This window comes from Bradyrhizobium sp. Ec3.3 (genome assembly GCF_000472925.1).
Lineage (GTDB): Bacteria > Pseudomonadota > Alphaproteobacteria > Rhizobiales > Xanthobacteraceae > Bradyrhizobium.
In genome coordinates this window covers 202,979-220,076 of sequence record NZ_KI421479.1, presented here as the reverse complement: position 1 = coordinate 220,076, position 17,098 = coordinate 202,979, and the positions used below count along the sequence as shown (strand labels likewise).

The window sequence follows — 17,098 nt, the reverse complement described above, 5'->3', positions numbered from 1 at the left end:
CGAAAAACAGGAGGAACCAACCCATGAAGATCAAAGCCCTTTTGAGCACCGCATCGCTTGCGCTGCTGATCGGCGCCGTAGCCGGGCCGGCACATGCGCAGATCGCGATCGGCCATCTCGCCGACTATTCCGGCGCCACTTCCGACGTGGGAACGCCCTACGGCCAGGCCGTAGTGGATACCTTCGCCTGGATCAACAAGAATGGCGGCATCGGCGGCAAGCAGCTCAATGTCGACAGCAATGATTACGGCTACCAGGTGCCGCGCGCGGTCGCGCTTTACAAGAAGTGGTCCGGCGGCGAGAAGGTCGCGGCGATCATGGGCTGGGGCACCGCGGACACCGAAGCGCTGACGACCTTCGTCGCGCAGGACAAGATCCCCTATATGTCCGGCTCCTACGCCGCAGCACTCACCGATCCCGAGGGCAGCAGCGGCAAGGCGAAGGCCGCGCCGTATAATTTCTTCTATGGCCCGAGCTATTCCGATGCCATGCGCGCGATGCTGACCTGGGCGGCCGAAGACTGGAAGGCCAAGGGCAAGAGCGGCAAGCCCAAATTCGTGCACATGGGCGGCAACCATCCCTACCCGAACGCACCGAAGGCCGCCGGCGAGGCACTCGCGACCGAGCTCGGTTTCGAGGTGCTGCCGCCGATCGTGTTTGCGTTGACGCCCGGCGACTACAGCGCGCAATGCCTGAGCCTGAAGAGCAGCGGCGCCAACTACGCCTATCTCGGCAATACGGCTGCCTCGAATATCTCCGTGCTGAAGGCCTGCAAGACCGCGGGCGTCGACGTGCAGTTCCTTGGCAACGTCTGGGGCATGGACGAGAACGCTGCCAAGACGGCCGGCGATGCGGCGGACGGCGTGATCTTCCCGCTGCGTACCGCAGTGAGCTGGGGCGGTAACGCACCGGGCATGAAGACGGTGATGGAGATCTCGAAGATGTCCGATCCGACCGGTAAGGTCTATCGCCCCGTGCACTACGTCGCCGCCGTTTGCAGCGCGCTCTACACCAAGGAAGCGCTCGACTGGGCGGTCAAGAACGGCGGCGCCACCGGCGAGAACGTCGCCAAGGGCTTCTACCAGAAGAAGGACTGGGTGCCGGCGGGAATGGAAGGCGTCTGCAATCCCTCGACCTGGACCGACAAGGACCATCGCGGCACGCTCAAGGTCGATCTCTATCGCACCAAGATCACGGGCGCGACCGATGGCGACCTCAATGATCTCATGAGCAAGGGCGTGATCAAGCTCGAGAAGGTCAAGACGGTCGAGCTGCCGCGCAAGCCGGAATGGCTGGGGTGGTGAGGTAGGAACGAGCGTACCAACTATTCGCCGCGTCATCCCCCGCGAAAGCGGGGGATCCGCAGCTTTCTCCCGTCGTTCCGGGGCAATGCAAAGCATTGAACCCGGAACCTTCGAGATTCCGGACTCGCCTCTTCGAGGCGCCGCGGAATGACGAACCAAGAGAACGAGAGTAACTGACCATGAGTGAAGTGACTCATATCGAGCGCCCCAATCCAAGCGTCGTTCCCACGCCGCCGCTGCTCAGCGTGCGCAACATCGAGGTCGTCTATGACGACGTCATCCTGGTGCTACGGGGCTTGAGCCTCGAAGTGCCCAAGGGCGCGATCGTGGCGCTGCTGGGCGCCAACGGCGCCGGCAAGTCGACGACGCTGAAGGCAATCTCCGGCCTGCTCAAGACCGAGGACGGCGAGGTCACGCGCGGCGAGATCATGTTCGACGGCGCCCGCATCAACGGCATCGACCCCGACAAGATCGTCCGCCGCGGCATCTTCCAGGTGATGGAGGGGCGGCGCATCGTCGCCGACATGACGTCGCTGGAGAACCTCAAGCTCGGCGCCTTCACCCGCAGCGACCGCGAGATCGATGCCGACCTCGACATGGTCTTCAACTATTTCCCACGCCTGAAGGAGCGCACGGGCCTCGCCGGCTATCTCTCCGGCGGCGAACAGCAGATGCTCGCGATCGGCCGCGCGCTGATGGCGCGCCCGAAGATGATTTTGATGGACGAGCCGTCGATGGGGTTGTCGCCGCTGCTCGTGAAGGAAGTGTTCGCGATCATCAAGAAGATCAATCGCGACCTCGGCGTCACCATCCTGCTGGTCGAGCAGAACGCACGCGCCGCGCTCTCGGTCGCGAGCCATGGCTACATCATGGAGCAGGGTAAGGTCGTGCTCGACGGCACCGCCGACGATCTGCGCGACAACGAGGACGTCAAGGAATTCTACCTCGGCGGCGCCGGCGACCAACGCAAGAGCTTCAAGAAACTCAAGAGCTTCAAGCGACGCAAGCGCTGGCTATAGCGTTTTCAAGCGAAGTGGGAACCGGTTCGCGTGAAGAAAACGCGTCAAAACAAAAGCGTTTCACCCCAGCACTTGCTCGGCTTCCGTGACCGCGCAGAGAACATGATAGAACGACGACGCAGGAATGGTCTCGACCAGCGAGTTGCCGTCGCGGTCGAACTGATCATACCAGCCGCCCTTCACCGGATGGCTGAGATAGTGCCGTTCCAGCCGCACCAGCGCCGCGAGCGCCTTGTCCGCCGCGCCCGTCTCGCCGGATTCGGCCTGCGCGATCCACGCTTTCGCGATCTCGGTCTGCGGCCACAGCCGCCGCGAATGCCGGCGGATATTGCCGTCGACGTCGGCTTCGTCGATGAGGCAGCCAGTTGCGGTGTCGTAACAGCGCACCGCTGTCTGCAGCAATTCGCCGCGATAGCGGCCCGTCGGGCAGCCCGTGATGCGCTCGAATCCCTTCAACAGCCAGACCCATTCGGCCTGGTGGCCGGGCTCGACACTGACTGGCTCGATTTTGGACCAGTCCTCCTCGAAATATTCGCCGAGCGCGCGCTTCTGTTTGTCGTAGAGATTGGCGAGAAACAACGCGAAGAACTCGCCGGCGCGGTTCTGGAACGACAGGTCATGCGTCGCGTCAAAACACGCGATCATCGACTCGAACAGATGCATGTGTGGATTCTGCCGGCGCGGCATCGCCGTCGGCAGGCTCTCGTGAACACCGCCATGCGGCGAGCGCAAATGCGCGTCGATGAAGGCGAGCAGCGCGTCGATCTCGGCGCGAACCTGCGCGTCCCTGTCCAGCGCATAGACGGTCGCAAGCGCGAGCAGGATGAAAGCGTGGTCGTAGGCATCGCGCTTGCCGTCCAGCACGGTACCTTCCGGCGTCAAGCGATGCACGTAGCCCGGACGGCCGTCCGGCGCCTTGGCGCGCGCCAGCATGTACTCGAGACCCTTCAACGCGATCGCACGGCCGTCCGGATACCAGCCCATCTGTGCCGCCTTGGCATAGCAGTAGATCTGGCGGGCCTGCACCATCACGCGGCGAGGCGCCACACGATCCGCCGTGCCATCCTTGTGCAGCCGGTCGATGAAGCCGCCCGTAGCCCCATCCCAGCCTTCGCCCGACCACAACGGCAGCGCTGCGTCGATCGTTCGCCGCTTCAATCTGGCGACGACATCGGCGGCCTCCTCCGTCGTGATCCCCTGTTCGTCGGCCATTCCACCTTCTCCAGCTCCGGCTGCCGCCCTGATAGCGACGCGCGCGAGGCGGCGCAACGGAAGCGAACCAGTTGAGGACCAGCCATGACCGCCCATTACGACGCCCTTGAGACGCGCGCGCCCGACGAGCGCGAGGCCGAGCTGTTCTCGCGGCTGCCAGGCATCCTGCACCATGCCATGGCCGCACCGGCCTATGCCGAGCGTCTGAAGGGTTTCGAGCCGGCCTCCGTGACCTCGCGGGCGGCGCTGGCGCGGCTGCCGGTGCTGCGCAAGTCGGAACTGCCCGCCCTGCACAGGGCCTCCCAGCCCTTCGGCGGCTTCGTGGCGCACCCGCCCGGGGCATTCGCGCGCCTGTTCACCTCGCCCGGACCGATCTTTGAGCCGGAGGGAACCCAGGCCGACCCCTGGCGCGGGGCGCGGGCATTATTCGCCGCGGGCTTTCGGCCCGGCGACGTCGTGCTCAACACGTTCGGCTACCATCTGACCCCCGGGGGCTTCATTTTCGACGCCTCGGCGCGGGCGCTGGGCTGCGCGGTGATCCCGGCGGGCCCGGGCAACACGGAAGCGCAATTTGAGCTGATCGAGGCCTACCGGCCGATCGGCTATAGCGGCACGCCGGACTTTCTGAAGATCCTGCTCGACGCCGCCGCAAGCGCGGGGCGCGATGTCTCCTCGATCAAGCGCGCGCTGGTGTCGGGCGCCGCGTTTCCGCCCTCGCTCCAGGCCGAGATCAAGGCGCGCGGCATCGACGCCTATCAGGCCTTCGGTACCGCCGATCTCGGCCTCATCGCCTTCGAGACCGAGGCCCGCGAAGGCATGGTCGTCAACGAGGACCTGATCATGGAGATCGTCAAGGCAGGCACCGGCGATCCCGTTGCGCCAGGAGACGTCGGCGAGATCGTGGTGACCTCGCTCGACCCGCATCATCCCTGGATCCGCCTTGCGCTCGGCGACCTCACCGCGGCGCTGCCGGGCAAGAGCTCCTGCGGCCGCAGCAACATGCGCATCAAGGGCTGGATGGGTCGCGCCGACCAGACCACCAAGGTCAAGGGCATGTTCGTCCGCCCCGAGCAGATCGCCGAGATCGGCAAGCGCCATCCCGCGCTCGGGCGCCTGCGTCTCGTCGTCACCCGCGAGCGCGAAACGGATGCGATGACGTTGAAGGCCGAGACGGCGGCAGCAAGCGAGGCGCTCCACGAGGAGATCGCCGCCACGCTACGCGCGGTGACGAAGCTCGGTGGCAATGTCGAGTTGGTGAGCCAGGGCGCACTACCGAACGATGGCAAGGTGATCGCCGACGAGCGGTGAGTGCTTAAATCCCAGTTTCCTTGGGATCAGGGAATTCTGCAGGGAAAATCACCCTGGCGCGGCTCTATCGTCGCCGAGGTCCAAGTCAACGTCACCTTCGGAGCATGGCCCAGCGTGTTCGGCGACGCCATGATGACCGCCGCGCTCCTCGACCGGTTGACCCATCACTGTGACATCGTCGATCAGCGCGCGGTTGCAGGCTATTGATCTCGCCCGAGAGTTGCGCTTACTAGCTCTGGGAGCTGGGGGTTATCTTAATGCATTAGGCATAGCTCGGGACGACGAGCAACATTGGGCATCCCGCCTTGTTTTGGCGGGCCGCAGAATTATTGTCTGCTGCTGAGGATTGGCCTGTTGGCGGCCCCGCTTATCCGAAGAGGGTGCCCACCTTTTGACCCTTCGGCCACCTGTCGTCCACGCGATCCGTCCCTAGTGCGACCCTCCCAGCCTAAATGATTGGCCGGCCGTCTTTGGCATGGGCTGGAGCGGAACGGGGACTGAAATGGACTGGCTCGATCGGCTGCTTTTTCCGAATAACCGGACGCTGCAGCTTGTTGCCATCCTGAGCTTCTCCGTGGCCTTCTCCTATCTCCTCACCGGCAACCAGATATCCAAGGCCAACTGGGGCGTGATCGATGACCACGAGGTGTTTAGCTATCTGGGACCCGATCTGCATCTGCCCGCGGGCAAAATCTGGAGCACGCTCATCGAAAAGACCGAGGTCGGGCAATTGCAGGGACGCTTTCGACCCGTCTTCTATCTCCTCAAGGTTAGCGAGGCCTCCCTCTTCGGACCCGACGTTCACCTGTGGTATCTCGTCAACACGGTCTGCTTTGCCTTCTTTCTTGCCTCCGTCTGGTGGACGATTTCGCGATTTGTTGGCGTATGGCTCGGCGGGCCGATAGTTGCCTGGATCGCGCTTCTACCTTTGTGGAGTGATGTCTGGTCCCGCCTCGGACCGTCGGAGATATTTGGCGCCGCGGCTGTCGCGGCAATGATCTTGGGCGCCGATCTTGTTTTCTTTTCCAGATGGAGGCTTGGCCCGAGCGCAGGCGCGATCCTCCTCACCGTTGCAGCGGTTGCTCTCGCCGGCCTGAAAGAGACGTTCCTGCCTCTGGCGCTCTTTGGACCCGCTTTCGTATTTGCGCTGGCGCGGACCTACAAACGACTGTCCACAATTCTCATCCTTCTACTTACAGCGCTCGTTCTGACTTCCATCGCTTCGATCGCCTTCATGATCGTCAAGGAGGTACGCAGCATGGGCGGGGCTGACTACTATGGGAAATCGGCCGGCCCATCCCAGACTATTCTATTCGCAATAGTGGGCACGCTGGAAGCACTGTCGCTTACGTGGTGGTTATGGGTTCTCCCAATAGTCTTCTTCCGATTGTTGAAGGTCCTCCCGAACAAACCACTTACACATTGGATCACGCTCTCGTGCGGCGCATTCGCGATTTATCTCTTCTTTGTCGCGATGTACGCCGCTCAATGCGGCGTGTACCGCATGCTCTTTCCACACAATTCTCGATACGACTTCCCAGCGATGCTGCTCGTTCCAGCCGTCTGCTGCCTTATCTTGTGCGAGCTATCAAGCAAACTCCGCGATCACTTCCCTGACCGCACAATCAAATACGCACAACTCGCTGCCTCGGTTTTCTGGATATTCGCTCTCGTAACCGGAAACTTAAAAAGCCCGCCCGCCCTCGCGGTCGCTGTCAAAAAAAACATCGACTCCACCAATACGTTCTTCCACGAAGTGGAGCGCGTAGCACGTGCTGCTCAGCAAGCCCCGGTTAGTCCAGTTGTCTTAGATGCTCATGGCCCACGCGCCTATGAACCAGTACTTTCAGTGATGGCCTATCTGCGCGCGTTAGGTGTTCATAATGCCATAGCTGTCAGGTTCACTCCTGAGGAAAACACAAAAGACAACGCGCTCTATAGCGGACTTGAACGCACCCTGGTCGATATCGAGCACGCGGCAACCAATGGCTTCACACCACTGACGACCGCCTTGTCCGATCGATCAAAAGGATGCCTCAGCGTCGGCCTACTTGGGCCGCCGGACAACGCCTGCACTCCATTTCAGATCAACCTTCAGATCAGCGACAAATGACGGATGCATGGAAGGTACTTGTGGCCCACTCTAGCTCCAGCATGAACACCAATGCGATTGGCATGGCGAATGAAGCCTCGCGGGCGTTCGTCTCCATTGTCGCGCCATGCTTCAACGAGGAGGAAAGCGTCGGTCAGTTCGTACGGCGCGCAAGCCTAAGCGCAGTAACGGCCGTGGGAGCGAACTACGAGATCATCCTGGTCGACGACGGCTCTTCGGATGAAACGTGGAAAGCTATTGAGGAACTCATCAATAAGGGTGATCCCATCATCGGGATCCGGCTTTCCCGCAATTTTGGTCATCAAATTGCATTAACCGCTGGACTATCGGCGGTGAGAGGCACCGACATCTTTGTGCTGGATGCCGACCTGCAAGATCCTCCGGAGTTGCTCGGCGAGATGCTCCGGGTCAGATATGCAACGGGCGCCGACGTAGTCTATGGAAAACGGCGAAGTCGGGTGGGCGATAGCTGGTTCAAAAAGGCGTCGGCGCGTTTTTTCTACCGGCTATTGGAAAGGATGACCGATATCGTGATACCCGTCGACACCGGCGATTTCAGACTTATGTCGCGTCGCGTGACGGACTTGATCGCCCAAATGCCAGAACGGGATCGCTTCATCCGCGGCATGGTAGCGTCAGTCGGCTTCCGGCAAGTTCCGTTTGAATACGATCGTCAGCAGCGATTTGCCGGCGAGACCAAATACCCCTTGCGAAAAATGCTTGCATTCGCGGCCGATGCATTTCTTGGCTACTCGATGACTCTGCTTCGGTTTTCTTCTATCGCAGCGATTTGTCTTCTGATCGTACTTTTTGCCGTCGGCCTCTACTCCCTCTACGCCTGGATGTACCTGACAGTTGAACGGGGTTGGACCAGCTTAATGATCTCCATCATTGTTGCATCCTTCTTCCAGTTGGTCTCGCTCAGCATCATCGGCGAATATGTCGGGCGGATATATCTGAGCGGAAAGGCGCGTCCGCTGTTCATTGTGGACGCCGTGAAACGGAGTGCGGTGCTTGATGTCCCCGCGAAAGATAGAGCGGCGGCGGAATGACAATTCGAGTACAAAAAGCACTTGCTTTGGCGCTTTGCCTTGGCATTGCAATAAGCAATCTCCTGTCCATGTCCCGCTGGACGGAAGATCGCGGCGTCAATGATGACATTTGCTATCTTCGGCAGGCGCATCTCTTCCAGAGATTTGGCGTCGACGGACTCGAGACTTCCCTCACAAAGGACGACGACCGTTACCTGATCAACAAATTGCACCGACTGCCAGGAGGATGGGACGAAGGCAAGATACCCCCTTGTCACACGTACATATCCACGCTGAACAAATGGGTTCTTCAATATCCGCCGGGCACGGGGTTCGTGCTGGCCCTATTCTCGCCCGGCACTCAGGTAGTACCCCTGTACACCGTATGTACCCTTCTCGTTTTTGCGTTTGTTGTCCTCGCGATTCGGCGCGCCCAGACGCAAGCTACCCTGGCGATTGCAATGGTTTTCGGCGCCGTCGCGCTATATTTGATGATCAATCCGACCAAGGCCAGTTATTCTATGGCGCCGACCATGGCCGTTTGTGCAGCCGCGGGTTGGCTAACGGCGCAGTTGTTCAATTCGCGACGCGACCATTCCTTTGCAATATTCTCCGCTCTCGGATTCCTGCTCGGGCTATCAGTCAACTTTCGTTTGGCCAATCTGCTGCTGTCCGCCGGATACTCTCTGACTTTGTTCGGCACATTCCTGTTAACGCGCAACATGACGAGCTTCTTGAGGGGGGTCTCCTTCGGAGTGGGCTTGCTGTTCGGGGTGTCGCCAACTTTGGTCGCGAATGCCATCAACGCTGGCTCGCCATTTTCGACGACCTACGGAGCTGCTGATGCCGTTTCTCCGCAACTGGATTTGGCGACGCTGCTCGAATATGCGATGGACCCGCAGTTCGGATTGCTATTGCTCGCCGTCGGTTGGACGGCCCTGCTGACGCGCCATAGTGCAAGAGGCGGAGTTACGATGGTCTTAGCCGCCAATCTCGCCGTCAATATCCTATTTTTTGCGACACATCCCGTTTTTACGCCCTACTACACAGTTCCGTGCGCCGCACTTTCGCTCTGGACCCTGCTGTTTACGGTAGTTGAATCTAAGCCGACGGGCCGTACGGGCCCCAAGACGATACGCCCAGAGTGACAATCAGCACGACTGAGGCTGGCGTTTCACGATCGCCTGCCAGTACTGAACGAAGGAGGCTAAAAGTACAGTCTCATTCGCTGACGGCCGTGGCACGTTGTTGCCGCAGCCCGAGCCTCCGAACTTCTAGCGCAGCCATTCCGGCCGCTTAGGGAGTCGAGTGATGCGCTACATCCTACCGCTCTGTTTATTTCTATCCGGCTGTTCTTCAGGGTGGGTAGACGCCCCTGCACCCCCATCAGCCGTCCAGCCAGTGGGACCTCCTAGCCAGGAAGCCTTGCAAAAAGGCATCGGCAGTTCTGTGAAAGAAGCCAAACTGACGCAGCCCGTCGAGATATCGGCGCTGCGCAGAACTGACCATGGGCCAGGTGATTATTTTGTTTGTCTGAGAGAGGCGGCTCCGGTGCCTGGCAGGCCGCACTACACCTTTTCGGTGTTCTTCAATAACGATGTTTACGAGGGCTCGAGACAATCGGTGCTTTTCGAAGAATGCGAGCAGCAGCAGTATTCCCGGTTGAACTGAATCTGCGACCGGATCAGCCATTCGCGAGATCTCAAGCGACTTCGGAGCGTACGCACGCTGATTGATCCGTACTTCGATTGCCTCAGTCGCTATCGGACAATCGGCCGCGCCCGAGGCAGGGCCCGCCCATCCCCAAAAAGTCCTATGCGCCGAAAACTAGACTTTCCACACGCTTGGCCTTAAACAAACACATGTGTTTGCGGAGCACCCGCCCGCTTCTCGGGGGAAGACATTGTCTGGCACATGCGCGTGTTCGTGGTCGGCCAAGTGGCCCCCTGGATTGCGGATCGTGACAATGGAAGGCTATTCTCGTCTTGACCTCGACATTCATCGGTGGGCCTTCTCGCGCAGAAATAGACTTGATTGCTGATCAGGCTACATTTGGTTCGCGTCCCTCTGGCTGGATGCGGCTAACTTTACTCGGCTTTTGCCACGTCATCGCGTGCTGCATCTCGCTGATCATCGTGGTCGACAACTACGACGTATTTCTTCGACTCGCCGGAAATGATCCTGACCATCTTCGAGCGGCTGCTCTCGGGGTGGCCCCCTTCGCCCTCGTGTCCGTCGCGTTTGCCTTCAGCCGCTTCAGTTTCGGCTATGCGCTCGGTTTCTATGCCTACACTCTGATCCTGGGCTATCTCTGGCTCGTGAACTTTTCGACGTTTCCTTATGATCACTTCAAGGCGTCAGTGTCTGCCTTCGCCTCGGGGGTCGCCTTCCTGGCACCGGCGCTCCTGATCACGTCGCCGATCAAACAGCGTTTCGCGCTGACGCCTGAAATGTTCAGAAGACTTCTGTCGGCGATCCTGATCGCGGCCGCGGCTGTCGTTGCGATGGGGATGTTTTACCACTTTCGGCTGGTCGGCCTCGAGGACATCTACCAGTTTCGCAATGAGCTGGGATTCCCGAAGCCGCTGGAATACGCCATGGGAATGACCTCGGGCACGCTGCTACCCTTTGCATTTGCGTGTTTCGTCTGGTTCGACATGCGCCTGCGCGCAGCGCTGTGCCTGCTCTTGCTCGTCCTCTTCTGGCCGATCACGCTGAGCAAGGTGTCATTGTTCGCCCCGGCATGGCTGATGTTCCTGGCCGCACTGACCCGTTTCTTCGAGGTTCGGACCGCGGTCATGGTCTCTCTTCTCCTGCCACTGCTGGTGGGGATTGCAGCGGCCGCACTCAACGCCTTCCACCTGCTTCCACACCAGGCATTCATTGCCTACTTCGGGTCAGCAAATTTCAGAGCGTTCGCGCTCACGTCCAGCGCAATGGACTTCTACAACGGCTTTTTCTCCAGCCACGACGTGACCCATTTCTGCCACATCGGCATCATCAATCGGCTGGTGGCCTGCCCCTATCAGGACCAACTCTCCGTTGTGATGCAGAACACCTATCATATTGGCTACTTCAACGCCTCGATGTTTGCGACGGAAGGAATCGCCTCCCTCGGCATGACCTGGGCGCCACTTTCAGCCCTCGGCTGCGGGCTCCTGTTCGGCTTCGCCAACCGTGTTTCCGCGGGACTGCCGGCCAAACTCGTCTTCCTGTCCGGTGGAGTTCTGCTCAACATCCTGATGAACGTGCCGCTGTCGGTCGCGCTAGCGAGTCACGGCGCCTTGCTGTTGCTCCTGCTTTGGTATGTTACACCTCGTTCCCTGTTCGCGGAGCGCGACGTCGATCTCGAGCCCAAGGCGAGCGTGTCCCGACATTCGTAACAGCCGTGCCCGCAACGTGGCGGGACAACGAACTCCCAATTCGATGGACTAGCTCGACAGGAATGCCTGGTAGGCCCGCCGAATGCCGTCATCGAGCGAGGTCTGCGCGCACCAACCGAGCTCGGAAAGGCGGCTGACGTCGAGCAGCTTGCGCGGCGTGCCGTCGGGGCGCGAAGTGTCGAAGGTGATGGCGCCACGGTACCCGACGATGTCGGCGACGACGCGGGCGAACTCGGCGATGGTGACGTCCTCGCCCGTGCCGATATTGATCAGCTCCGGGGCCGAATAGGTCTTCATGAGGTGGACGCAGGCATCCGCCATGTCGTCGACATAGAGGAACTCGCGCCGCGGCGTGCCGGTGCCCCAGACCGCGACGCTCGCCGCACCCGAGAGCTTCGCCTCGTGGAAGCGGCGGATCAGGGCGGCGACGACGTGGCTGTATTCGGGATGATAGTTGTCGCCGGGGCCGTAGAGATTGGTCGGCATCACACTGATGAAATCGCTGCCATACTGGCTGCGATAGGCCTCCGCCATCTTGATGCCCGCGATCTTGGCGATCGCATAGGGTTCGTTGGTCGGCTCGAGCGGGCCGGTGAGTACCGAATCCTCGCGCAAGGGCTGCGGCGCCAGTTTTGGATAGATGCAGGAGGAGCCCAGGAACATCAGCTTCTCCACGCCGTTCAGATGCGCGGCGTGGATCACATTCGCGGCGATCGCGATGTTGTCGTAGATGAACTCGGCGCGCAGCGTATCATTGGCGACGATGCCGCCGACCTTGGCGGCGGCAAGAAAGACGACTTGCGGCCGATTATGGGCGAACCAGTCGAACACGGCGGCCTGATTGCAGAGGTCGACTTCACTGCGACTGGCCGTGAGCAGCCTGACGTCCTCTTGGGCAAGCCGGCGCAAAAGCGCACTGCCCACCATGCCTCGATGGCCGGCGACGTAGACGCTCTTGCCCTTCAGCTCAAACGCTAAGCTTGCCATCGGTGGCTTCCCGTTTGACTTCGGCCAGATCGCCTGCCACCATCTCCTGCACGAGCTGCGCGAAAGTGCGCTTCGGCTTCCAGCCGAGTTGCGCGCGCCTTGCTGGCCTCGCCGACGAGGAGATCGACCTCGGTGGGACGGAAATAGGTGGGATCGATCTTCACCACCGTCTTGCCGCTCTTCACATCGACGCCGGTCTCGTCGACGCCCTTGCCGCGCCATTCGATCCGGCGGCCAACCTCGGCAAAGGCGGGCTCGACCATCTCGCGAACCGAGCGGGTCTCGCCGGTTGCCAACACGAAATCGTCGGGCTTGTCGGCTTGCAAGATCATGCGCATGCCCTCGACATAGCCTCTGGCATGGCCCCAGTCGCGCTTGGCCTCGAGATTGCCGAGAGGGAGCGCGCCCTCGAGGCGGACTTCGATGCGAGCGACACCGCAGGTGATCTTGCGGGTCACGAAGGTTTCGCCGCAGATTGGACTCTCGTGGTTGAACAGGATGCCACTACTCGCAAACATGCCGGAGGCTCTTGAAGGGGTCGCCAATTGGGAGTCTCAACGCCCCCATCCGGCCCTTCTTTGGACATGTCGGGGGGGCCGGGTCAAGCCCAGACATGTCCCGGACGAATGGCTGGAACTGATGAATCGGCCGCGTAGATCAGGCGTGGGAAATGCGTGGCCTCCGGGCAAGGAGCCTCCGCACTTTCCCTCGCTCACCCGGTCCGGCCCGAGGCCCGCCCGCTCGAACACAGAAAAAGCACGTCCACGTATCCGATCTCTGAGATTCGCGCGACAATGTCGCTTTCAGTCGCCCTCGTGCACTGCCCTCCTTTTCTGAGCCAATACGCATCGTACCCGGCGCTGCCCATGTAGCCGAGTATTTGCGCGACAGACGCACCGAATTTCCCGAGCCCCGCCTCGTCAAGCTCGACAAAAAGCGCCGGCTTTGCCTGCTTCAATATCTCCGGCGCGCCCCGCAACACGATCAGCTCGGCACCCTGAACGTCAATCTTGATCAAGCTCGGCTTGCCAGCGCCCTTGTCCAACACCAGATCGTCCAAGCGCACCGTTTCTACCGCGACGCCCGTGTCGTCCGTGGACAGCTTATGATCCCCTGGATGGTGAGGATTGATCTTCAGCAGTGCTTTGCCGGACGTTTCTGAGGCGGCGGCCTTGATCAAACGGGCTCGACCGATCAAGCCATCCCGATTGAGCATCGACTGCAAGGCTTCGAAATTTCTGTCTTCCGGCTCAAGCAGAATCACTTGACCCTGCGGACCCACCCAGGACGCGAAGCGCTTCGAAAAGAAACCAACATTCGCCCCCACATCGATCACGACGGAGCCGACCGGAACAAACTGCTTGAGCTCGTCGACTGGCCCAGCTTCCAGGTACTCTTTATACATGGAATAGGATGCTAGAAACATCCGCTGAAACAGCTTAGACCTGGAACCGAATTCGGCCACGACTCCGAACACCCTGACGGCAAGATCCCGCAATAGCTTTTGAAACATTGTTGCGTCAACTCTGCCGATTTCTGTACAATCCACGATTGAGCCAGCGGTGCAAAGAGAATTGGTCGGTTTGGTCTGCCCGCACGAGATTACCCTCTTATGAAGTCTAGATCTGCGAAACTGCCGCTTGTCCTGGCCGCCCTGTTCTTCCTGCTGCCGCCGTCATTGGCCCTTCTGTACCCGATCTCGTTCTGGCTCGGCAACGACTATGAGCCTCTTGGCCTTGCCAATGCACTCAATCTCGCTTTCCGCCTGGGCCACCACCATATGTATCCGGCGAATGGCCTGACGAACCATCCGGGCCTTCCCTTCTACTTTCTGACTTGGTCGGCTCTGGCGCTCAGCGGATATCCGTTCGCGTCCACCCCACTCGAATTCTTTCACGCAGTCCTCGAGCACATCCGCACCTACCAGTTGCTTGCGATCGCGCTGGCTGCCCTGGTCGGCGCCTGTAGTGTCTACCTGTTCGTCCGGATAACCGCTTCTCTGGTCTCCGCGCCGGTGATCGTCCTCAGCATTCTGCTTTGGATGTTGTCGACCCCGGGCACGGTCACGACGTTCCTCTCGCCGAGTAACGAATCCTTCGCGTTTGCGGTCAATTCGCTCTTCCTTTTCAGCCTGTTCCAGATCACGCGGGATGACCGCGGGATGCTCAAAACGTTCGTCCTCGCGGCCGCAGTCAGTTCAATCGCGTATCTCAACAAGTTGTCCTACATCTACGTGCCCGCGGCTCTCTGCGCGGCAATGATCGCGCAATACGGCTTCTCCCGAAGCAATTCCGTTCGACTTCTGGGAGGGTTGATCGTCTTCAGCGCAATGTTCGTCGCAATCCTCATAGCCATCGGTTACTTCATCATTGGCTGGAACGACTTCCGCGCGCTTTTGAATTTTCATCGCGCCGTGGCGCTCGGATCTGGCCTCTACGGAGCCGGTAGCCAGACTGTCGTAAGTTCCGATGAGGTCCTCAGTGCATTTCGCGCAATTCCATCGGACAAGACATTTGCCCTTCCGATCGCACTCATCGGAGGAGCAGGACTGTCACTCACGGCAGGACTACTCCTGCTCAGAAGTCGGCAGCCGCGTCCCGAGCTTACGATTGCCATTGGGTGCGGCGTTGCGAGCGCACTGTCCGCCCTGTTCGTTTTCAAGCACTACGCCTTCCACTACTCCGCCGGCGTTTCGGCCACTCTACCGGGCTGCGTCATTGCGTTTCATCTCCTCATGAAGGGACGTCTCTCGCGGATCGCAACCTTGATTGCTGCGTCCGTCACGGTGCTCGTGGCGTATCCGGTCGCCCTGCGGCTACAGTCCTATTTGAGAAATCACGCGGAGCTAACCAAGGCCGCTGTGCTCGACCGCGACGAGATTCGCAACCTGACTGGAAGCAGGGTCATCGAATTCGCCTATCGCGTACCCTTTCCCGAATACGGGGAAGGATTTGTACTGACCTATGCCGGTATCCAGCCATTGACCGCGGCCTATCTAGGAGATAGGCGGGGCACCACGAACAGTTTTGCGGAGGCTCTCGTGCATGAAGATGTAGGAGCATACGTGATCGACAAGAACTATTTTCCTACTGCCGATGCAGTCAAAGCGGCCAGCAACGTCGATCTGTTGGGGCCTAAGCCCGTCCAGTACCAGGACGGCGACACCCTGCTCGAGCTTCGCACCGTCTTTCTTCTCTTGCGTCCGGTCATCCAGTAAGTCGTCACACGCCCGAAGACCGCTCCGAAGGAAGCGCTACGATCATGTCCACCCCTCCCACGGCCGACGTCCTCCCCCCCCGCAGTGCCCGGAAGCACGGCTTCGTTCAGCACACCGAGGACACGATCGATGACCAGGTGCATTGGCGAACGATCAACTCCGCCTACTACAACGATGATCGCGCCTACATGCGATTCCTGATCCCGCGTCAGAAGCGGGTATTAGAGCTCGGCTGCGGCCGCGGCGACTTGCTGGCGACGCTCGAACCGAGCTACGGCGTTGGCGTCGACTTCAGCCCGCGCGCGATCGAGCGCGCAAAGGCCCAGTACCCCAATTTGAACTTCATTGTTGGCGACGTCGAAGATCCGGACACGATGACGTCCATCGAGGGTCCCTTCGATTACATCGTGATTTCAGACACGATAGGAATGTTCGAGAAGATAGATGAAACGCTGCGAACGGTGCACCGTCTCAGTACGCCGGAGACGCGGCTGGTAATTGCCTACTACTCGCATCTCTGGGAGCCGATCCTGAAAGTCGGCGAAATCCTTAAGCTCAAGAGCAAGCAGCCGCCGATCAACTACTTCGCGACCGCTGACTTCCTCAACCTGATGGACCTTGCGGATTTCGAGGTCATCCGACAGGAGCAACGCCAGCTCTTGCCACGCAAGCTTCTGGGTTTCGGCACATTCGTCAATCGCTTCGTCGCACCGCTGCCGGGAATACGGCGGCTCTGCCTACGTACCTATCTGGTGGGACGACCGATCCGGCCATTCCCGGGCCGAAAGTTCTCGGCGAGCGTCGTCATTCCCTGCCGCAACGAGCGAGGCAACATCGAAAATGCCATTCTTCGAATGCCCCGCTTTGCATCGCAACAGGAGATCATCTTCGTCGAAGGCAATTCCGTGGACGGCACGTTCGAGGAATGCGAACGCATTCAGGATAAGTACAGAGACGAGTGGCAGATCAAGATCTTGAAGCAAGACGGCAAAGGCAAGGGAGACGCCGTTCGCAAAGGATTTGCTCACGCGACGGGCGACGTACTGATGATCCTGGATGCGGATCTCACGATGCCGCCGGAGGAGCTTCCGAGGTATCACGCCATCGTGGAAACGGGAAAAGCCGATTTCGTGAACGGAACGCGCCTCGTCTACCCGATGGAGAACGAGGCGATGCGGCCACTCAATCTTCTAGCAAATCGGGCGTTCGCCTACATCTTCAGCTATCTCGTCAACACCCGTCTTACCGACACGCTTTGCGGCACGAAGGTGCTGCGCCGCAGTGACTACGAGGCCCTCATCAAGGAGAGGTCCTACTTTGGAGACTTCGATCCGTTTGGTGATTTCGACCTGATCTTCGGCGCGGCGAAGCAAAATCTCAAAATGATCGAGACTCCCGTCCACTACAAAGCGCGTACATTTGGCGATACCCAGATCTCCCGCTTTCGAGACGGTTGGCTGCTACTAAAAATGGTACTATTTGCTTTTCGGAAGTTGAAGGCAGTTTGAAATACCAAGCTGTTCT

At 59.9% G+C, this 17,098-nt stretch carries 13 protein-coding genes and 2 pseudogenes; 11 read left to right on the top strand and 4 right to left on the bottom strand.

What is annotated here, in order from left to right; all coding sequences use genetic code 11:
• Positions 1-23 precede the first annotated feature (23 nt).
• Together YUU_RS0148320 and YUU_RS0148315 are read left to right on the top strand one after the other, a co-directional pair.
• Positions 24-1,304, top strand: coding sequence for an ABC transporter substrate-binding protein (locus tag YUU_RS0148320; protein WP_027528549.1), 1,281 nt, complete (start codon positions 24-26; stop codon positions 1,302-1,304).
• A gap of 179 nt (positions 1,305-1,483) precedes the next feature.
• On the top strand, positions 1,484-2,323 hold the full coding sequence (locus tag YUU_RS0148315) for an ABC transporter ATP-binding protein (RefSeq protein WP_027528548.1): 840 nt from the start codon (positions 1,484-1,486) through the stop codon (positions 2,321-2,323).
• A gap of 60 nt (positions 2,324-2,383) precedes the next feature.
• Here the strand turns inward: YUU_RS0148315 and YUU_RS0148310 are convergent, their stop codons facing one another.
• Positions 2,384-3,535: an AGE family epimerase/isomerase gene (locus tag YUU_RS0148310; protein WP_027528547.1), complete on the bottom strand. Its 1,152-nt coding sequence runs from the start codon at positions 3,533-3,535 to the stop codon at positions 2,384-2,386.
• 84 nt (positions 3,536-3,619) lie between these two features.
• On the opposite strand from YUU_RS0148310, the gene YUU_RS0148305 reads away from it, so the two are divergent.
• From YUU_RS0148305 to YUU_RS0148275, 7 genes and pseudogenes are all read left to right on the top strand, one after another.
• On the top strand, positions 3,620-4,843 hold the full coding sequence (locus tag YUU_RS0148305; RefSeq protein WP_027528546.1) for a phenylacetate--CoA ligase family protein: 1,224 nt from the start codon (positions 3,620-3,622) through the stop codon (positions 4,841-4,843).
• Between the two features lie 78 nt (positions 4,844-4,921).
• A pseudogene (locus tag YUU_RS0148300) lies at positions 4,922-5,050 on the top strand (ATP-binding protein); the annotation flags it as partial.
• A gap of 295 nt (positions 5,051-5,345) precedes the next feature.
• Positions 5,346-6,956 carry a hypothetical protein gene (locus YUU_RS0148295; RefSeq protein ID WP_156944981.1) on the top strand — a complete coding sequence of 537 codons (1,611 nt, stop codon included), beginning with the start codon at positions 5,346-5,348 and terminating at the stop codon, positions 6,954-6,956.
• A gap of 41 nt (positions 6,957-6,997) precedes the next feature.
• Positions 6,998-8,008 carry a glycosyltransferase family 2 protein gene (locus YUU_RS54730; RefSeq protein ID WP_084802067.1) on the top strand — a complete coding sequence of 337 codons (1,011 nt, stop codon included), beginning with the start codon at positions 6,998-7,000 and terminating at the stop codon, positions 8,006-8,008.
• Positions 8,005-9,135, top strand: coding sequence for a hypothetical protein (locus YUU_RS54725; RefSeq protein WP_035665410.1), 1,131 nt, complete (start codon positions 8,005-8,007; stop codon positions 9,133-9,135). The genes YUU_RS54730 and YUU_RS54725 overlap by 4 nt, the downstream gene beginning before the upstream one ends.
• A 163-nt stretch (positions 9,136-9,298) precedes the next feature.
• Positions 9,299-9,658 carry a hypothetical protein gene (locus YUU_RS59975; protein WP_156944980.1) on the top strand — a complete coding sequence of 120 codons (360 nt, stop codon included), beginning with the start codon at positions 9,299-9,301 and terminating at the stop codon, positions 9,656-9,658.
• A 314-nt stretch (positions 9,659-9,972) separates the two neighbouring features.
• Entirely contained in the window at positions 9,973-11,370 is a 1,398-nt protein-coding gene (locus YUU_RS0148275) for a hypothetical protein (protein WP_156944979.1), read from the top strand.
• Between the two features lie 48 nt (positions 11,371-11,418).
• Here YUU_RS0148275 and YUU_RS0148270 read toward each other — a convergent pair whose 3' ends face one another.
• The 3 genes and pseudogenes from YUU_RS0148270 to YUU_RS55720 form a co-directional block, all read right to left on the bottom strand.
• Complete coding sequence (locus YUU_RS0148270) at positions 11,419-12,357, bottom strand: GDP-L-fucose synthase (protein WP_027528541.1); 939 nt, start codon at positions 12,355-12,357, stop codon at positions 11,419-11,421.
• A pseudogene (locus tag YUU_RS54720) lies at positions 12,338-12,884 on the bottom strand (GDP-mannose 4,6-dehydratase); the annotation flags it as partial. The pseudogene YUU_RS54720 and the gene YUU_RS0148270, both read right to left, overlap by 20 nt.
• A 185-nt stretch (positions 12,885-13,069) precedes the next feature.
• Positions 13,070-13,870 carry an FkbM family methyltransferase gene (locus tag YUU_RS55720; protein ID WP_051390319.1) on the bottom strand — a complete coding sequence of 267 codons (801 nt, stop codon included), beginning with the start codon at positions 13,868-13,870 and terminating at the stop codon, positions 13,070-13,072.
• Between the two features lie 267 nt (positions 13,871-14,137).
• Here YUU_RS55720 and YUU_RS0148255 point away from each other — a divergent pair, with 267 nt between their 5' ends.
• A complete protein-coding gene (locus tag YUU_RS0148255) occupies positions 14,138-15,574 on the top strand; it encodes a hypothetical protein (protein ID WP_156944978.1) in 1,437 nt (478 codons plus the stop codon).
• Between the two features lie 44 nt (positions 15,575-15,618).
• On the top strand, positions 15,619-17,082 hold the full coding sequence (locus YUU_RS0148250; RefSeq protein WP_027528539.1) for a bifunctional class I SAM-dependent methyltransferase/glycosyltransferase family 2 protein: 1,464 nt from the start codon (positions 15,619-15,621) through the stop codon (positions 17,080-17,082).
• Positions 17,083-17,098 lie beyond the last annotated feature (16 nt).